The sequence below is a fragment of the Bartonella sp. CL435QHHD genome, assembly GCF_042195095.1.
GTDB lineage: Bacteria > Pseudomonadota > Alphaproteobacteria > Rhizobiales > Rhizobiaceae > Bartonella.
Genome location: NZ_JBHINS010000076.1, coordinates 223,616 through 242,854, shown reverse-complemented (window position 1 = coordinate 242,854; position 19,239 = coordinate 223,616). Strand labels below are relative to the sequence as shown.

At 38.5% G+C, this 19,239-nt stretch carries 14 protein-coding genes; 3 read left to right on the top strand and 11 right to left on the bottom strand.

Going from position 1 to position 19,239, the window contains the following annotated elements; translation table 11 throughout:
- Positions 1-1,811 precede the first annotated feature (1,811 nt).
- The 11 genes from gpsA to acnA form a co-directional block, all read right to left on the bottom strand.
- Positions 1,812-2,819: an NAD(P)H-dependent glycerol-3-phosphate dehydrogenase gene (gene gpsA, locus ACFILH_RS06840; RefSeq protein WP_375630496.1), complete on the bottom strand. Its 1,008-nt coding sequence runs from the start codon at positions 2,817-2,819 to the stop codon at positions 1,812-1,814.
- Positions 2,820-3,217: 398 nt separating this feature from the next.
- Positions 3,218-4,366, bottom strand: a complete 1,149-nt coding sequence (gene cyoD / locus ACFILH_RS06835; protein WP_375667559.1) for a cytochrome o ubiquinol oxidase subunit IV — start codon at positions 4,364-4,366, stop codon at positions 3,218-3,220.
- Positions 4,366-5,034 (bottom strand): cytochrome (ubi)quinol oxidase subunit III, encoded by a 669-nt coding sequence (locus tag ACFILH_RS06830; RefSeq protein ID WP_375654271.1) that lies wholly within the window; start codon positions 5,032-5,034, stop codon positions 4,366-4,368. Before ACFILH_RS06830 ends, cyoD begins: the two co-directional genes overlap by 1 nt.
- Positions 5,031-7,049 (bottom strand): cytochrome o ubiquinol oxidase subunit I, encoded by a 2,019-nt coding sequence (gene cyoB, locus ACFILH_RS06825; protein WP_273790278.1) that lies wholly within the window; start codon positions 7,047-7,049, stop codon positions 5,031-5,033. Before cyoB ends, ACFILH_RS06830 begins: the two co-directional genes overlap by 4 nt.
- A 76-nt stretch (positions 7,050-7,125) precedes the next feature.
- Complete coding sequence (cyoA, locus tag ACFILH_RS06820) at positions 7,126-8,097, bottom strand: ubiquinol oxidase subunit II (protein WP_273790277.1); 972 nt, start codon at positions 8,095-8,097, stop codon at positions 7,126-7,128.
- Between the two features lie 130 nt (positions 8,098-8,227).
- Complete coding sequence (gene aroQ, locus ACFILH_RS06815; RefSeq protein WP_273790276.1) at positions 8,228-8,680, bottom strand: type II 3-dehydroquinate dehydratase; 453 nt, start codon at positions 8,678-8,680, stop codon at positions 8,228-8,230.
- 54 nt (positions 8,681-8,734) lie between these two features.
- Positions 8,735-9,865, bottom strand: a complete 1,131-nt coding sequence (gene recF / locus ACFILH_RS06810; RefSeq protein WP_273790275.1) for a DNA replication/repair protein RecF — start codon at positions 9,863-9,865, stop codon at positions 8,735-8,737.
- A gap of 20 nt (positions 9,866-9,885) precedes the next feature.
- Positions 9,886-11,007 carry a DNA polymerase III subunit beta gene (gene dnaN / locus ACFILH_RS06805; RefSeq protein ID WP_375642983.1) on the bottom strand — a complete coding sequence of 374 codons (1,122 nt, stop codon included), beginning with the start codon at positions 11,005-11,007 and terminating at the stop codon, positions 9,886-9,888.
- A gap of 186 nt (positions 11,008-11,193) precedes the next feature.
- Positions 11,194-12,765, bottom strand: a complete 1,572-nt coding sequence (gene dnaA, locus ACFILH_RS06800) for a chromosomal replication initiator protein DnaA (RefSeq protein WP_375637197.1) — start codon at positions 12,763-12,765, stop codon at positions 11,194-11,196.
- Between the two features lie 700 nt (positions 12,766-13,465).
- Positions 13,466-13,732, bottom strand: a complete 267-nt coding sequence (gene rpsT, locus ACFILH_RS06795; RefSeq protein WP_273790272.1) for a 30S ribosomal protein S20 — start codon at positions 13,730-13,732, stop codon at positions 13,466-13,468.
- Between the two features lie 238 nt (positions 13,733-13,970).
- A complete protein-coding gene (gene acnA, locus ACFILH_RS06790; RefSeq protein WP_375637199.1) occupies positions 13,971-16,664 on the bottom strand; it encodes an aconitate hydratase AcnA in 2,694 nt (897 codons plus the stop codon).
- Between the two features lie 297 nt (positions 16,665-16,961).
- Between acnA and ccmA the strand changes: the two genes are divergently transcribed.
- From ccmA to ACFILH_RS06775, 3 genes are read left to right on the top strand one after another with little or no spacing between them, the layout of a single operon-like run.
- Complete coding sequence (ccmA, locus tag ACFILH_RS06785) at positions 16,962-17,573, top strand: heme ABC exporter ATP-binding protein CcmA (protein WP_273790270.1); 612 nt, start codon at positions 16,962-16,964, stop codon at positions 17,571-17,573.
- Positions 17,574-17,584: 11 nt separating this feature from the next.
- Positions 17,585-18,250, top strand: a complete 666-nt coding sequence (ccmB, locus tag ACFILH_RS06780; protein ID WP_375630511.1) for a heme exporter protein CcmB — start codon at positions 17,585-17,587, stop codon at positions 18,248-18,250.
- A 46-nt stretch (positions 18,251-18,296) separates the two neighbouring features.
- The gene (locus ACFILH_RS06775) at positions 18,297-19,076 is read left to right on the top strand and encodes a heme ABC transporter permease (RefSeq protein ID WP_375657962.1); all 780 of its coding nucleotides are present in this window, start codon (positions 18,297-18,299) and stop codon (positions 19,074-19,076) included.
- Positions 19,077-19,239 lie beyond the last annotated feature (163 nt).

Here is a 19,239-nt window from a genome sequence, read left to right as displayed (position 1 = left end):
ATGTTTGTAAGAATAAGTCAATACAAAACCAGATGTACGATGCCTTGTTTCGCAAAATATTTTATAAAAAGCCGGAGTATTTCTTCAATCCATGGTTGATAAAGTGTGTATTTTATGACGTTATTTACCTTACTAAAGCATACGCTTTTGTCGTTGCTTATAAATCAATATCCAGCCCTCATGCTACCGTAGTTTGAAACAGAGATTAGAGAATTATTAAAATCCTTAGTTTCAGCTTTTGTGTAGCAAATTGAAAAAAATATTCCTACCGTTTGATTTATTCTTGAAACGCAAATACAATCTAATTTAGGACGAATATGAAGGCGTAAAGAAATCAATCATTAATCTTACTATTATTCTTTAATGAGGCTTTACGATTTTAAAAGCATGTACATCAATGTTTTTTTAATAATGGAGGTTACGCTTTACCTCACACCTTTATTTTTCTTGTTCTTTAATGAAAGCATTTCTCTGATGTGTCAGGTAAAATAGAACACCCAAAAACACTATAGCTGTTTCTCCTTCATGCATTTTTTAAAGATATCTCTCAATGCACGCCATTCCATTTCACAATGGTACCTGTAGAACGTATAAAAAATCCCTGTGAAGTACATAAAATCCTTTTTTTACCACCATTTTAATGTTTATACAGATGACAAACCGACACCGTCATTTTACTTGCCATGTTCTAATATTGAAACAACCCTTGACACTTGAGATGATTCATTAGAAGTATCTTTAATAATTTTTATCCACATACTAACCCGCTTGTGACAAGCAAACACATATTTTTAATTAACTCAATACAAAAATAAAATGAATTATTTATATAAATCAATTTTTTATCTTTATAATCACATTATTTTTCAGTGTAAATGACAGCCACAAACAAGTACAATAATATTTTTTTCAATCTTAGACTTTCAAAGTTATAATTCCAAAAATCATTTCTTGCATATAAAAAACAGAATTGACATGTGAGAAAATAAAAGACTTAAATATTTCTACTGAACAGCTTCAAGTGCTTAGAGCTGTCTCAACATTGGGGGGTGTAATGATGCTCGGCTTCCTCCTTCATAAACGTAAAGATGGGGATGTGCACAATAGCTTTATCGTTACACTATTCACGGTTACCGTCGCGAAGTGGACTTGGAAGTTTTAAGAGAGGTCTCTTTAAAACAAGCGCGTGAATATACAACAGCTATCGTGTTTTTTTGGGCGTTCTATTTTACCTGACACATCAGAGAAATGCTTTCATTAAAAAATGAGAAAAATAAAGGTGTGAGATAATCTCCATTATTTAAAAGATATTGCTTTAGATAGCGTAAAATTGAATTTAAAAATGATTGTAGAAATGGGAACTGATTTTCAGCTTTAAAATTTCATCTTCTTCCCAAATTAGATTGTCTTCTTGTTTTAAAGAATTACAAAAACAGAGATTCACAATATCCCTGCCCCGATATTCTTAACTTATACGTTACATAAATAAGATGCTTCTACCTAATGAGTCTTGTATTATTCTGTTTGCAAATATCATTGTGAGATGAATTTAAGAGACAATAAAAATATCTTGTTCATTACATTACATAAACATGTGTAAATGGAAACGATAATTTATCTTCAAAGAGATAGCTCTTAGATAAAAGCAAAAACTTTTATATTTCAGCCATGTTTCATAAAGAATCGAATGATATGAATCTATAATTTGCTGGAATATGACTACCTTATACAACCATCAATAAAATCTATTTTATATGTCTATCATAGCATGTTTCTATTTTTTACGATTTGAATTATTAAAAAACAGGATATCATTGTATTTCGTCCTTGAGGGCGCGGCTTAGTAATGTATTTGCCGCTTCAGTTATGTTTTTACCACAATAGAGAATTTGATAAATTTGTTCTACAATGGGCATTTCTACCCCAATACGCTGCGCCAACGTATGTACTTCCTTGGTATTTAAGTATCCTTCCACAACCTGACCAATTTGTTTTTCCGCTTCTTTTATATCTATTCCTTTACCAAGAAGTATTCCAAAACGACGATTACGTGACTGATTATCAGTACATGTCAAAACCAGATCACCTAAGCCTGTCATTCCCATAAATGTGGAAAGCTCAGCACCCATAGCCCCCCCTAAACGACTGATTTCAGCTAGTCCTCGTGTGATAAGAGCTATTCGTGCATTTGCCCCAAAACCTATGCCATCTGATATTCCTGCACCAATAGCAATAACATTTTTGACTGCTCCCCCTAATTGAACACCAATCATATCTGAACTTTTATAAACTCTAAAACTTTTGTCACAATAAAAAAGTTGCTGCAATTCTTTACCAAACTCAACATCAGAAGCTGCTATCGTCATTGCAGTAGGCCAACCAATAGCTAGTTCTTGAGCAAAAGTTGGTCCAGAAAAAACAGCTAAAGGAATTTTTTCACCTAAAATCTCACGAGCAACCTCTTGTAAAAAACGTCCAGTACCATGTTCTAAACCTTTTGTAGCCCAAATAACACGTGAATGCTGATCTAAATAAGGCTGAATATTACACAAAACTTGATGAAATACATGGCTTGGAACTGCGATTAATATATTGTGACTCGCCGTTATTGCAGTTTCAAGCGAAGCTTCAAGTAATAAATTGTCAGGAAATCGAATATCGGGTAAATATACTTGATTACAACGTTGTTCCTGTAATTCTTTGATATGTTGAGGACTATATCCCCAAAGTAAAACATTATGACCATTACGGGCAAGAGCTATCGCTAATGCAGTACCAAAAGAACCAGCACCAATAACTGTCATTGCAACGGTTTTCATTAAGTTTTCTGATTATTCTCTAAATTTTTGATTTCAATTGCATATTATTATTACAAATAACTTTAATGCTATCTTTAATATAAATTCTGTAAATCTAAAAACATTACTGCTTCGTGTTTTTTTATCTCACACAACATAAAAACTTGTTTCTCACATTCTCTTTCTTTGTAGTAAATTTTACAAACATCACTTTTTGTATATTCTACAAATAGCTATTTGTCTCAAAAATTAAAGCTTGACTAAATACCCCACGGACTTTCTCTTTTAAATTAAAAGTATATTCAAAATAATGATACTCATATCCACTGATATCTTGTATTTCTTCCCTTCTTTATATCCTACGAATTTCTTCTACGAGCTGATACATGCCGCATCAGCTCCATAGATATTTCTAACAACTACTCCACAGGAAACTGTGTATTTGGATCTTGATCCATGGGTATTTCTGAACCAGGCGCTTGATCTACAGGAGTTTGCGTACTTAGACCTTGCCCCATGGGTATTTCTGAACTAGGCGCTTGATCTACAGGAGTTTGCGTACTTAGACCTTGCCCCATGGGTATTTCTGAACCAGGCGCTTGATCTACAGGAGTTTGCGTACTTAGACCTTGCCCCATGGGTATTTCTGAACTAGGCGCTTGATCTACAGGAGTTTGCGTACTTAGACCTTGCCCCATGGGTATTTCTGAACCAGGCGCTTGATCTACAGGAGTTTGTGTACTTAGACCTTGCCCCATGGGTATTTCTGAACCAGGTGCTTGATCTACAGGAGTTTGCGTACTTAGACCCTGCCCCATGGGTATTTCTGAACTAGGCGCTTGATCTACAGGAGTTTGCGTACTTAGACCTTGCTCCATGGGTATTTCTGAACTAGGCGCTTGATCTACAGGAGTTTGTGTACTTAGACCTTGCCCCATGGGTATTTCTGAACCAGGTGCTTGATCTACAGGAGTTTGTGTACTTAGATCCTGCCCCATGGGTACTTCTGAACCAGGTGCTTGATCTACAGGAGTTTGCGTACTTAGACCCTGCCCCATGGGCATTTCTGAACTAGCTGCTTGATCTACAGGAGTTTGCGTACTTAGATCCTGCCCAATGGGCATTTCTGAACCCTGTATCTTTTCTGGCTGTTTTCTTACGGATATATCTTTGTTTGATAACTGCTCAGACACTGAAGAATCATCTCTACTTGATATTTCCGGTTCAATAACACGTCCTGAACCACCCATCATATTATAATTTAAATGAGAAATAGCCCACCAAGTTCCCCCAATAATAACAAAAACGCAAATAGCAGCAAACCATAACGCGCTTAAATTCCACTTGGCGTCTGGACCAGAATTCAAGTGCAAAAAGAAAACAATTTGTACTATAATCTGAATAATCGCCATCCCAATAAGATACGCAACCTTTGTACTAACTGCCCAACTTTCCATCATTCCATACATCACAGGAACAAAAGAACCCAAAGTGAAAAATACAGCCAGAATAAAACCAACCAAATAGGAACCAGTACTGGGACCATGTGTTTCATTTTGCACGCTCATCACAACGCTCCTAATAGATAAACCATGGTGAAAACACCAATCCATACAATATCAAGTAAATGCCAAAAAATGGAAAGGCATGCTAAACGTGTTTTATTGTTCTGATCCAAACCATTACGACGAAGATGAAAAAACATCACAACCATCCAAAGAAGACCAACACTTACATGAAGTCCATGGGTGCCAACCAAAGCAAAAAATGCTGACCAATAAGCAGAGAGAATTTCCCGTCCAAAAAGCTGTAAACCTGTTGCAGGATCAATACCCGCATAAGCATTTGGATCGTAATAAAAAACCTCACTCAAAAGTTCATGAAATTCGTAAAGTTCCATACCAATGAAGCAACACCCCAATACAAAGGTAATAGCCATCCATAAACGCACACCACTGATGTTATTTTTATGTGCTTGTACCATTGCAAAGCCATAAGTGACGGATGAAAACAACAAGAAAGCAGTCTCAACCAAAACAAACTTTAAATCTATAAACTCATTACCCGCTTTACCACCGCCATAAGAAGCAGAAAATACAGCAAAACTTGAAAACAATGTCGAAAACAGGATTAAGTCTGAAAGAATATAGACCCAAAAACCAAACGTCATTACCGAGCTACTATCGTGGTGAAGTTCATCTATAGTACTCGCGTTATTCATTGTTACAGCACTCATACTGTCACTCCTTGTTCTTTAAGAACAGCCGTAAAGGCATCTTCAGTTTTTTGCACTTCTTCAGCTGGAATATAGTAACCATGATGATCACCTGTTAATGAATGACACACAAGCGTTGCAATAAAACCAACCAGTCCAACCGCAACAAGCCACCAAATATGCCAAACAAGTGCAAAACCAACAACTAATGAGAAGAATCCCGCAATAATTCCAGCAGATGTATTTGATGGCATATGAATTTTTGTAAATCCACTTGTCGGCCGTTGATAACCACTTTTCTTCATATTCCAATAAGCGTCATCAGACTGTATCTTTGGAAGGAGGGCAAAATTATAGGAAGGAGGCGGTGAAGAGGTAAACCATTCAAGTGTACGTGCATCACCCCAAGAATCATTTAATGTTACCGGTAAGTGACCTTTATGCTTAATACCGTACCAAATCGCCAAAACAACCTGTAACACAAAACAAAGAATACCAAGTAAGATAATACAAGCACCTAATGCAGCAATAATAAACATCGGCTGCCAACTAGGTTCCATGTAATGCTGAAGACGACGCGTCGCCCCCATTAAACCAAGCGCATAAACGGGGAAAAAGGCAAGGTAAAAACCAATAAACCAACACCAAAAAGATGCAATACCTAGTATGCGATTTGGTTTATAACCAAAAACTTTTGGAAACCAAAATGCAATCCCCGCTAAGTACGCAAAAACCACACCTCCAATAATTGTATGATGGAAATGTGCTATCAAAAAGAGCGAATTATGAAACTGCCAATCAGCAGGGACAATAGATAATAAAACACCGGTTAATCCACCACCAACAAATGTAAAGATCATGCCCATGCACCAAAGCATTGGAGGCTCAAAGCGAATTCGACCTTTATACATCGTAAGCAGCCAATTAAAGACTTTTACACCTGTTGGAACTGCGATGATCATTGTCGCAATACCAAAGAAAGTATTTACAGCTTCACCGCCACCCATTGTGAAAAAATGATGTCCCCAAACAAGAAGCGAAAGAATCAAAATAACCAACATGGCCCATACCATCGAAGTATAACCAAAGAGGCGCTTTGAAGAAAAAGTTGACACAACCTCAGAAACAATTCCAAAAGCAGGAACAACCAAAACATAAACCTCAGGATGACCAAAAACCCAAACATAGTTAATCCATACCATCGGATTTCCGCCACCAACATTAGAAAAGAAATTCATGCCCAAATAACGATCGCATGCCAAGAGTGCAAATGCTACAGCCAAGACAGGGTAAATAACTAAAATAAGAACATTGCTGACAAAAGCACTCCAACAGAAAATAGGCATTCTCATCATTGTCATTCCAGGAGCACGCATTTTAATCATCGTTGCAATAAAATTTACTGATCCCATTGTTGTTGCAATACCAGAAAGCTGAAGTGACCATAAATAATAATCTACCCCTGTATCTGGACTCGTTTGCAATTCTGTAAAAGGTGGGTACATCAGCCAACCACCACGACCAAAATTACCAACACCTAGGGATATGTTAATTAATATTGCCCCCGCAGCCGTAATCCAAAAACCTAGATTATTTGCAAAGGGAAAAGCAACATCACGCGCACCAATTTGAAGCGGTATAAGATAATTAAAAAGACCAAATAAAATAGGCGTGGCCATGAAAAAAATCATGATCGTACCATGCGCCGAAAAAATTTGATCAAAATGCTCAGGGGGCAAATAACCCGCTGTTTCACTCCCAAGAGCTAAAGCTTGATGCGTTCGCATCATAAGTGCGTCCGCAAAACCGCGAACAAGCATAATAATTCCAAGAACGATGTACATAATACCTATGCGTTTATGGTCAACCGTTGTAATCCAATTTCGCCATAGAATTCCCCACCACCCAAGTGCTGTTAAAGCAATAACAGCAATTAAACCAACCAAAACAATCGCAATACATGTATACAAAACGATCGGTTCATGTGCAAGCGCATGAAAAGCACCTGCCGTAGGATCTGTAAGTCTTCCAAACATTTCTCAACCCATTTCAAATGAAATTCAAGTTTAAAAGAAACCTTTGTTAAAAGGGCTCTTTACTTTATTGACTCTGTTAAATAACATCAGGATCAAATACTGAACATAGTGCACCCCACAGCGTCTGAGCAGCAGCACGTTTCATTAAATCTTCATTACATACCGTCTTTTCATCGACACATCGATTAACAACACGATAGTAAAGCCGCTTCTCAACAGGTGCAAAATAACGAACTTCAGCATCTTTTTCCTTCGCAGCAATATCACCCATACGAGGCGCAATAGAAAGTTGACGATAAGATGCACGATCAAGTACTCGACCATTAGCCCGAGCTTTTACAATCCAATCCTCAAAATCCTGCAAAGACACAGAATGCCACTTAAACCGCATACTCGAAAAACCATCACCACTGTAATTTGCTGAAGCTCCTTTGAATACTCCTTGCTCTTCAGCGACCAAATGCAACTTAGCATTCATCTGCGGCATAGCGTAAAGAACTGTACCCAATTTGGGAACCCAAAAAGCATTGACAGAATTCTCTGACGTTAATTGCAATAAAACTTGACGTCCTTCAGGCGCATAAATCTCATTAATCGATGCAACACCATATTCAGGATAAATAAAAAGCCATTTCCAATCAAGAGCAACAGCATCAATCTGTAATGGCTTTCCTTCACCCACAACTTCCACTGGAAGAGGATTTGTAGGTTCAAGCTTATAGGTATAATAAGCTGTTAATGAACCTAAAACCATTACAATTACAACTGGAATACCCCACATCAATGCTTCAATTTTATTTGAATGCGCCCAATCAGGAGAATAGTCCGCTTTCATATTCGATGCACGATATTTTATAGCTAAAAATACCACACTCACCATAACTGGGATGACAATACAAAGCATCACCACCACACAAACAACGATCAAAATGAGCTGTTGACGTGCAACATAACCTGATGGCTGTATAACATCAATTTTACAACCAGACAAAAGCAGTGCTCCCCCTAAAATCACAAGCATTTCTAATTGTCTAACAAAGCTTTTCACCTTTATTTACCCCCGTCATACGCACTAAAAATTGTCATAAATATATACCTCACATTGTACAGATTTGAAAATAATTATCAAGAGAATTCAATGCCTATATTACTCTTATTAAACGCCTACTCTTTATCTATCACAATTTAATTGTTTTGCTTAATTGTTTTGCAATATACTCAAGTGCAAACCAATATCCATCACCTCCACACCCAGTTATGACAGCGTCTACACCTGCAGATGTATAAGAATGGTGACGAAAAGCTTCACGCTGATAAATATGAGATAAATGAACTTCTACTTTCGGCCCTGAAAACATTTTTAGGGCATCAAGAAGTGCAACAGATGTATGACTGTAAGCCGCTGGATTAATGATCAATCCAGAACTTGCCTCTATTGCTTCTTGTATCCATGCTACTAATTGCCCTTCACAGTTACTTTGATAAAAATTTATTATAATATCATTTTTTTTTGCCCATTCTCTGCATCTTTTTTCAATATCTTCTAGAGTTTCAATTCCATAAATTTCTGGCTCACGTTGACCTAGAAAATTTAAATTAGGACCATTTAAAATTGTTATTATCTCTGACATAGCAAGCCTTTTCTTTCAGACCTATCACTTATTAAAAAAATATTTAGCATGTTTTTATGGCAATAAAGCTCCATCCTTAATCTCAAAGAATTCTGCGCGTCCTTTTAAGTCATCGAATAAAAGACGATCTGTTCCTGTCATAAATGTTTGTACAGCTAAATCATCAAGAATATCAAATAGAGCAGCACGTCGATGCGAATCAAGATGGGCAGCCATTTCATCAAGAAGAAGAATGGGAGATCTTTCCGATATCATACCTGTTAGACGTGCATGACACAAAACTAAACCTGTCAGCAGCGCTTTTTGTTCACCTGTTGAACAAGATGTTGCTGCTCTATTTTTATCAGCATAAAAAACCTGCAAATCTGCACGATGTGGTCCTTCTAACGTCCGACCAGCAGCACGATCCATTGCGCGATTATGCCGTAATCGATCACAAAATTGTTCTTCAACTTCAGTTGCTGATATTTCACTAAGAGCTGTTTCCAAAAAACCATCAATTTGCAAAAAAGCTCGTGGAAAAGGTATCTGTGATGGCATTTGCGTAAACATGTCATTTAAAAGACGAATAACATCAACACGCGCCGCAGAAATAGCTGTCGCCAGTTCTGCCATCTGCTTTTCTAAAGCATCAAACCAAGCACAATCTTCATTTCCATCTAAAAACAAACGATTACGTGCGCGCATAGCTCTATCATAATCGGCTATGCGGCGCCTATGCAAGGGATCAATCGCCAAAACCATACGATCCAAAAAACTACGGCGCTCAAGTGAAGGACCTGTAAAAAGACCATCCATAGACGGTGTTAGGACACTAATATGACAATAATCTGTTAGGCAATCACTCGACTCATTCACACCATTAATATGGACCTTTCGACTGTTATCACTAACCTCGAAAGCTGTACCAATCTTTACTTCACCATAAAGAGCGCATTCAAGACGCGCAAATACAACAAATCCTCCACCACCATCTACAAAGCTAACGTCAGAATAAACAGCGCGCCGCAAACCACGGCCAGGAGAAAGAAAAGATAACGCCTCTAAAAGATTCGTCTTACCAGCACCATTATGGCCAGTAAAAACCACATGCTGACCAGAAAAATGAATATTGAAAAAAGAATAATTGCGATAACGTAAAAGCTTCAGCTGCCTCACTGCCACTTTGTGCACATGACTGGCCATACATTGCAAAACAACCGCCCCTAAACGCGAATAGGCATCAGTACATAGAGCACATCCACATCATCATTATCACGAATCAGAGCGGGTGCTCCAGCCTCAGCCAACATAAAAACCATCTCATCGCTTGAAAGCTGCCCAGCAATATCCAAAAGATAACGTGAATTAAACCCTATCTCAAGCGGTTCAGATGCATAAGTTACTGATAATTGATCTTCTGCACTGCCCGAATCTGGGCTATTAACAACAAGCCTTAACTGTCCATGCTCAATCGTTAATTTAACTGCACGCCCCCGATCACTTGAAATCGTTGAAACACGATCAACGGCAGAAGAAAAGTCCTGCCTATTAACAATTAATTCTTTATCATTTCCAAGAGGGATAACACGTTGATAATCCGGAAATGTTCCATCAATTAATTTTGATGTAAAAATCACAGAGCCTATAGAAAAACGAATTTTTGTCTCTGAAAGCTCTATACACACATCACTATCATTTTCTTCTGAAAGAAGTTTTTGCAATTCTCCTACAGCTTTACGGGGAACAATAACACTAGGCATTCCCTCAACTCCCGAAGGAGCTTCCATCTCAACTTGTGCCAAACGATGACCATCAGTTGCAACCAAACGCAATTTCAAAACATCATCATTAATAATATGGAAATAAATACCATTAAGATAATAACGGGTTTCTTCAGTAGAAATAGCAAATTGTGTACAATCAAGTAAATGTTTTAAGCCTGATGCCGATAAAGAAAAACGATAACCAAACTGCCCAGGAAGCGACTCTGGAAAGTCTGACTTCGGAAGACATTGAAGCTGAAAATGTGCACAACCCGAAACCACGGACATTGTACCTGCTTGATTCTCATCGACGGATAATACAACTTCATTGCTATCAGGAAGTTTTCGAATGATATCATAAAGCAAATGTGCTGGAACAGTTGTTGCTCCAGCTTGTTTAACATTAACTGCAAAAGATTCCATAACCTCTAAATCAAGGTCTGTTGCTTTTAACTGTACACGGCCATTTTCTGCATCAATCAACACATTCGATAAAATAGGAACAGTATTACGGCGCTCTACCACACGGTGAACCCGACCAAGAGACTTGAGAAATTGACTGCGATCAACTGTAATACGCATAAAAGCCCCGTATGATTTACTAAAAACTATAAGAATTCTTTAGACTTAAAGAATAGACCCTCTTTAAGAATCGCCTGCTAGAGTTTATTAAACCTCTCTTAAAATGGCAAGTCACTCCTGCATAAGAAAAAATAAATCTTTTCATTAAATTCTTTAAAGTCTCTCCAAGGAAAGAAACGATAAACACTATACAGCCTGTTCTCCAATCAACCGCTTAAGCAATTCAAGTTCCTTAGCCAAGGTCTGATCACCACAAACCAAATCTTCAATTTTACGCACAGCGTGTAAAACTGTTGTATGATCACGCCCACCAAAACGGCGCCCAATTTCTGGTAACGAGCGAGGAGTTAATACTTTTGCTAAATACATTGCAACTTGCCGTGGCTTCACAACCGTACGTGTTCGACGATTAGATAACAAGTCCTGTTTAGAAACATTATAATGGCGTGCTACCGTACGCTGAATTTCTTCAATCCGAATACGCTTAGGTTCACCAGGACGTGTCAAGTGACCTAATAACTCATCAATCCGCTCTAAAGATAAATCAGACTCAAAAGATTGACGAAACAAGAGCTGATTAAATGCACCTTCAATATCACGCCCCGACCCTAAAACCGTTTTCGCAATATATTCCAAGATATCATCAGAAATTGATACCATGCCATCATCTTGTTGTGCCACCTTCAACCGCTGGCGCAACATTTGCAAACGCATTTCATAATCTGGTGCTTCAATTTCAAGGGCCACCCCTCCCTGAAGACGAGAGCGAACGCGAAGATCAAGCGATTCTAATTCTGCTGGTGGACGATCTGCAGCGACAACAACCTGTTTTGCACTATCAAGCAACATATTAAGCAAATGGCAAAACTCATGTTGTATCGACTTACCCTGTAAAAACTGCATATCATCAATAATTAAAAGGTCGATATCACGAAGCTGTTCTTTAAAAGAAAGAGCATCATTATCACGAATAGCTGTTGCAAAACGCCACATAAAATATTCAGCAGTTAAATAAATAACGCGCGCAGACGTTAAACGCTTCAATGCAGAAGCAGCAATCGCTTGAAGCAAATGTGTTTTTCCTAAGCCAACAGATGCGTGAATAAAAAGAGGATTAAAACGTAAAGCACTTTTATGCCCCTCCGCAATAGAACGCGCAGCGGCTAAAGCAACACGATTAGAAGCCCCCTCAACAAAACTTTCAAAAGTATAACGAGAATCAAGTGGAGATCCAAAAACTCCCGTTTGAGAACTCTTAACTGAATGCTCTGCGCAACTTTCAACAAAAGATGAAGTCGCCTGCTCCTCTAGTACAACAGAAGGAACACTTCTTTTACAAACGACATCTCTTGAAACGCGTTCCATACCACGAACAATAACTTCAACACGAAGAATTGCTGAATTCTCTTGTTTCCATAAATGAGTCAAAAGAGAACCATAGTGATTATTAATCCATGAACGTAAAAAAGCAGTAGGAACAGAAAGCTTTACAAGAGTATGACTATATTCAGCAAGCTTCACGCGCCCAAACCAACTGGTATAAGCCTCAACACCAACCTGTACCTTTAATTGCGCCATAACACGTATAAAAGCCGCTGCACTTTCCTCCTCTGAAACAATAGAATGCCCTATAGGAGCACTTCTACAAACATTCTTATCACTCTCCGTCATCCTATTCTTTATTATGTTCTCTGCCGACAGGATATTTACCGAAACCCTTTTAAAGGAACTAGCTTTAGAGTTCAATTTATCCACCATCTTCCATCCTGATAAAAATAAAATTTTGTCCTGCCAAACAGCTAAAATAAATCTAGCGAAGGCAAAACGCCCTACCCCAAATAAGATTACTCACCCTCCCCTAGGATAGCCTCATCACAACCCCACTAACAAAGATGACCAATAAGATTTACTTGCACTCATGATATGACCCACCCTTCTAAAATGGTAAACATATCCATTAAGAAAACTAAAAAACCGTCAGAAAACCTCTCCAACACAAAAGTTTAGAAAAGCCTAAATCAAAACATCTTGTATTCAACAAAGTACAGAATAATACGCTGATGTGACCCCTTCATGCTTTTTAGTCTTCATAAGAACCATACAAAACAGCAGAGGTAAAATGCAAGAGGTCAAAATAAAATCAAAAAACCCAAAAAAAATGCTTATATTAATGAGGACTGAAAAAAATATTGATTCAATTCATTTTTTTTCTCTAAATTTACCAATAATTAAAGAATCTCTTCAGATTTAAAAAAAAAATAAAATGCTTGACAAAAAAGACTCTGTAAAAATCCACAAAGCTTGTGGATAACCATACCCCCCTCTATAAACTTTCTCTCCTTTTTCAAGTGGAGAATCATTATCGATTCTTATTTCAATAGAAACTTTTTGAAATAATAAACAAAAAGCCAGCATCCTCATGGATACTGGCTTTTTTCTCAATTAAAGGAGAAAAAGTTTAAACGCTGAGAGCCTTCAACCGTTTAGCTAAACGCGATACTTTCCTCGCAGCAGCATTTTTATGAAAAACCCCTTTAGAAACTGCACGCATAATTTCAGGCTCAAAATTCTTAAATGCAATCTCCGCAGATGCCTTATCGCCACCCGCCAAAGCATCATCAAACTTACGTATAAAAGTACGAACGCGTGAACGGCGGGCCTTATTAACCTGTGTGCGCGCCGCAACCTTGCGCACCGCTTTTCGAGCAGAAGGTGTATTCGCCATAAATATAATCTCTCTTTCAACACCTTGGTAAAATGAGTCTCAATAACAACTCTACCAATATAAATAAATCCAACCCAAGCAAAACTATAAAGCTGCCTATAACTCGTGTGGTTTATAACGCAATCCCAAAGCTAACGTCAATTAGATTTTCAAAGATAGTCATAAAAAAACGAAGCCAAACTCTTTGATCCGCAACTTTATAGCCTAATAATAGATATTCCTTAACAAACAAAAGAATTTAAACGGCTAACTTACGCAAGACATATTGCAAAATTCCACCATGATGCAAATAATCTAGCTCATCTTCAGTATCAACACGGCATAATAATGGAACGGTTTTTACCGTACCATCAGAAAAAGTAATTTTCGCTACAGTCTTTTGACGAGGTTTCAAGTTATGAATCCCTTCAATTGTCACCTTTTCATCTCCCTTTAAGCCTAAAGATTTCCAACTTAGCCCCTCCTCAAAGACAAAAGGGACAATGCCCATACCAACAAGATTAGAGCGATGTATCCTTTCAAAAGATTGCACAATCACCGCTTTGACACCAAGAAGATTGGTCCCCTTGGCAGCCCAATCGCGTGATGATCCATTACCATATTCAACACCTGCAAAAACAACGAGCGGAATACCTTCTTGTTTATACGCCATTGCTGCATCGTAAATGGTTTGTTCTACCGCTGACGGATAATGAACCGTATAACCTCCTTCTCGACCATTTTCCCCTAACATAAAATTACGAATGCGAATATTGGCAAAGGTCCCACGCACCATAACTTCATGATTCCCACGACGCGTTCCATACTGGTTAAAATCAGCTACTTTAACACCATGATCCATTAAATATTTTCCGGCAGGAGAAGCTGCTTTAATAGAACCAGCAGGAGAAATATGATCCGTCGTGATTTTATCACCAAATAAACCTAAAATCCGTGCATCTCTAATATCTGGTAAGATATCAGGCGTTTTCTGCATATCATCGAAATAAGGTGGATTGCGTACATAGGTGGATCGCTCATCCCAAGAATAGGTAGAACCCGTAGGAATCTGAACTTTTTGCCAATTTTCATCTCCCTTAAAAACATCTGCATACTTTTCGGCAAAAACCTTACGCGTGACATTTTTTTCGATAAACTCCTGTATTTCTTGAGAAGTTGGCCAAATATCTCTCAAATAAATGGGTTGGCCATTTGAATCTTCACCAAGAGGCTCCTTGGTTAAATCCTTACACACCGTCCCGATGAGCGCATGTGCAACAACTAACGGTGGTGAAGCTAAATAATTCGCTTGCACATCAGGGGAAACACGCCCTTCAAAATTACGATTTCCTGAAAGAACCGCAGATGCAATTATACCATTGTCATTAATCGTTTTGGAAATAGCTGGATGCAAAGGACCAGAATTCCCAATACATGTTGTGCACCCAAATCCTACTAAGTTAAATCCCAGTGCATCTAAATCTTTTTGCAGACCCGAATTTTGAAGGTAAGCTTCAACGACTTGTGAACCAGGTGCAAGAGAAGTTTTTACCCATGGTTTACTCTTGAGCCCCTTTGCCACAGCATTTCGTGCCAAAAGACCCGCTGCAATAAGAACACTTGGATTCGATGTATTCGTACACGACGTAATCGCAGCGATCACCACATCACCGTGACCAAGCGTATATTCTTCACCCTCGACCTGATAACGCTTATCTTTATCTTGTCCAGAAGTCTTCTTATAGTCTTCGACCAATGCCTTCTCAAAACCCTGCCCAACGTTTTCCAATGCAATACGTCCTTCAGGACGTTTAGGACCAGCCATAGAAGAGACAACAGTTCCCATATCTAATTCAATTGTATCACTAAAAATGGGATGAGCTACCATTTCATCATGCCACATCCCTTGTGCTTTGGTGTAAGCCTCCACTAAGGCAATCCGATGTTCATCACGCCCTGTCATATTGAGATAACGCACTGTCTCCTTATCAATTGGGAAAAAACCACACGTTGCTCCATATTCAGGTGCCATATTTCCAATCGTTGCCCGATCAGCAAGTGTCATATGCTCCAAACCAGGACCAAAAAACTCAACAAATTTACCGACAACACCCTTCCGACGTAGCATTTGAGTCACCGTCAATACGAGATCGGTGGCTGTTACACCTTCCTTAAGTTTACCTGTTAGACGAAAACCAATCACTTCAGGTAACAACATAGAAACAGGTTGGCCTAACATTGCTGCTTCTGCTTCAATACCACCAACACCCCAACCTAAAACCCCTAAACCATTTACCATAGTCGTATGCGAATCAGTTCCCACACAGGTGTCAGGATAAATCGTCTCACACCCCTCTTCATTCTTCATCCATACACATTGTGCTAAATATTCTAGGTTAACCTGATGACAAATCCCTGTTCCTGGAGGAACAACACGAAAATTTTGAAAGGCTTGCTGCCCCCATTTAAGGAAACGATAGCGTTCACCATTGCGTTCATATTCATGCTCGACGTTTTCCTTAAAAGCCATGGAAGTGCCAAAAGCATCAACAATAACTGAGTGATCAATGATGAGATCAACGGGAATGAGAGGATTGATTTTTTCAGCGTTACCACCAAGTTTAACCATAGCATCACGCATTGCAGAAAGATCAACAACTGCTGGAACACCTGTAAAATCCTGCATAAGAACACGCGCAGGACGGTAAGCAATTTCTGCCCCGGCACTCCCTTTGTCGTTTAACCACTTAGCAACATTGAGGATATCCTCTTTTTTAACTGTGCGACCATCTTCAAATCGCAATAAATTTTCGAGAATAACTTTCATCGAAAACGGTAAACGAGAAACACCTTCAAGTCCGTTCTTCTCCGCTTCGATCAAACTATAATAAATATATTCTTTGCCACCAACATTTAATACTCTGCGACAATTAAAGCTATCAATTTGAGTCATGACTGTCCACCCTCAATACTATAACCACCCAATTTCCAGGAATGAACAACACAAACTACGAGTCAAGGTCGCAGCTTGAGCGCAGACGCAATTACCTCCGCTATCCATTTCCCCTCCACCCTCTCATAGGCAAATGCGGAAATCAGCGCCAGAAACCATTTTACACCAGATATTGATGTAAGGTATCCTTTATAGAACTATTTCTAGAACTATTCTAGGTACAATTGCATAAAAAATGTGTTTTTTATTCTATAATACAATAAAGAATATGAAAATAAAAACAAAATAGGCAATCACATGGTGTTATCAGGCAAAGATTTAGCCGCTTACAGAAACGAAGAAATTCTGTTTAAAGGTCTTTCTTTTTGTTTATTTTCACAGCAACTTATGACAATCACCGGTCCTAATGGTATCGGAAAGTCTACATTACTCCGAATCATTGTCGGTCTTCTTGAAGCTGCTGAAGGTCATATAATACTTAAAGACCATGATCAAATATACCCTGTTGCAACTGCCTGTCATTATCTTGGTCCTCAAAATGCTATGAAACCTCTTTTATCTGTCATTGATAATTTGCAATTTTGGGCAGATTTTTACGGTCAACATTTACGTTTTGCGCATGAAGCTCTTGCCGATATTGGTCTTTCTAACCTTGAACATTTACCCTTTAACGCTCTGTCAACTGGACAACAAAGACGCGTAGCTATTGCTCGCCTTTTGCTCTCCTATCGTCCTCTTTGGATTTTAGATGAACCAATATCTGGGCTTGATAACCATGCTCAAAAACTCCTTGCTCGTATTTTCCAGCGTCATCTCAATCAAGGTGGTATGATTATCGCTGCAACTCATAATTCCATAGGCATTCCAGAAAACCATAAAATCGCTCTGGAAAAATTTTTACCTCTCTAGGAGAGAATAAAATGAAAGCACTGTTCTGGCGTGATCTTAAACTATTATTAGTGCTACAAGCCTCTTCACTAACAGGATTATTGTTTTTTATCGCTGTTGTTGTCATAACCCCCTTTGCCATTGGGCCAGACCCCAAAATTCTTGCACAAATAGGACCAGGTATATTGTGGTTTGGAGCCCTTCTTGCAGGGCTTCTCAATCTGAACAAACTTTTCCAAATCGATCGCGATGATGGTAATCTCGACCAATTTATCCTTTCAGGACAAAGACAAAGTTTTACTCTAATTGTCTTTACCAAATGTTTTGCCCATTGGGTAGGAACGATGCTTCCTCTTATTTTTGCCACACCTATTTTAGCCCTCATGCTCCATTTAGATGTAACAATAACTTTTACAACAATACTCACCCTTTTATGCGGAACACCAGCTATTATTTTTATTGGTGCTATAGGCGCTGCACTCGCAACCTCATTGTTGCACAGTACTTTGCTTATTTTTATCATTATCTTGCCGTGGATCATTCCAATTATGATTTTTGGTGTTTCGGCTGCTACAGCCCCAATAAACCCAAATACCTCTTTTCTCACTTCCCTAGCTCTTCTCAGTGCTTTTTCACTTCTTTTGAGTCTCTTTAGCTCTTTTGTTGCTGCAATAACGCTTAAACTTTTATCAGAATAATAAAAGATGATTGCCGCATAGCAAAACTCTGCCTATTATGAATTTTATGAATGAACTATCTCGTACATATAAAATCAAGTCACTCCCTGCAAGTTTCACCCTTTTCATGAAAATAAGCAGTATCGTCTTACCTTGGTTGGCCAGCATAACATTGTGTTTCCTTATCTTAGGGCTTATGCTGGTGATGCATTCTCCTGATGACTATCAACAAGGCATTACTGTTAAGATTATGTACCTTCATGTTCCCTTTGCGTGGTTGTCTACATTCTGCTATGTAACGATGAGTGCAGCGGCATTAGGAAATCTGATTTGGAAATATCATCTTGCTGACGTGGCACTTAAATGTGGAGCGCCTATTGGGGCAATTTTTACCGCCTTGGCTCTCATGACAGGAGCGCTTTGGGGGCGACCTACATGGGGAACATGGTGGGTCTGGGATGCACGGTTAACATCAGTTTTAATTCTGCTTTTTATCTATCTCTCCATTATCCTGCTTGGGCGTGCTTTTGACAACCAAGTAAAAGCCGCTCGTGCTACTGCAATTCTTACACTTGTTGGATTTGTTAATATCCCTGTTATTAAATTTTCCGTTAATTGGTGGAATACATTGCATCAACCAGCATCATTGTTACGTGCTGGAGGATCAACAATCGACAATGCTATGTTATGGCCCCTTATAACAATGCTCTTTTGTTTTATCTTTATGTTTATTGTGCTTTATTTGATGGCTATGCGAAATGAAATCAATAGTCATTATATCCGAATACTTCAGATTAAAAAATCCCGTCGTGCACAACAACAGGACGCTTCATCATGCTCGACCTAAATGGCATCCACAGCGGACTTTTAGGAAATCTATCTCAGAAAATTGATTTTTTCCTTAGCACCCTTAAACACGAGCAAATTGTTGTTTTAAGCTATGTGCTTTCTGCAATATCCCTCTTATGTCTTATTGGATATATTCTTTGCAAAGCTCTATACCAAAAAAA

Coding starts and splice junctions, on each gene's coding strand:
- gpsA (WP_375630496.1), bottom strand. CDS start 2,819: ATGAAAACCGTTGCAATGACAGTTATTGGTGCTGGTTCTTTTGGTACT.
- cyoD (WP_375667559.1), bottom strand. CDS start 4,366: ATGAGCGTGCAAAATGAAACACATGGTCCCAGTACTGGTTCCTATTTG.
- ACFILH_RS06830 (WP_375654271.1), bottom strand. CDS start 5,034: ATGAGTGCTGTAACAATGAATAACGCGAGTACTATAGATGAACTTCAC.
- cyoB (WP_273790278.1), bottom strand. CDS start 7,049: ATGTTTGGAAGACTTACAGATCCTACGGCAGGTGCTTTTCATGCGCTT.
- aroQ (WP_273790276.1), bottom strand. CDS start 8,680: ATGTCAGAGATAATAACAATTTTAAATGGTCCTAATTTAAATTTTCTA.
- recF (WP_273790275.1), bottom strand. CDS start 9,865: ATGGCCAGTCATGTGCACAAAGTGGCAGTGAGGCAGCTGAAGCTTTTA.
- dnaN (WP_375642983.1), bottom strand. CDS start 11,007: ATGCGTATTACAGTTGATCGCAGTCAATTTCTCAAGTCTCTTGGTCGG.
- dnaA (WP_375637197.1), bottom strand. CDS start 12,765: ATGGTGGATAAATTGAACTCTAAAGCTAGTTCCTTTAAAAGGGTTTCG.
- rpsT (WP_273790272.1), bottom strand. CDS start 13,732: ATGGCGAATACACCTTCTGCTCGAAAAGCGGTGCGCAAGGTTGCGGCG.
- acnA (WP_375637199.1), bottom strand. CDS start 16,664: ATGACTCAAATTGATAGCTTTAATTGTCGCAGAGTATTAAATGTTGGT.
- ccmA (WP_273790270.1), top strand. CDS start 16,962: ATGGTGTTATCAGGCAAAGATTTAGCCGCTTACAGAAACGAAGAAATT.
- ccmB (WP_375630511.1), top strand. CDS start 17,585: ATGAAAGCACTGTTCTGGCGTGATCTTAAACTATTATTAGTGCTACAA.
- ACFILH_RS06775 (WP_375657962.1), top strand. CDS start 18,297: ATGAATGAACTATCTCGTACATATAAAATCAAGTCACTCCCTGCAAGT.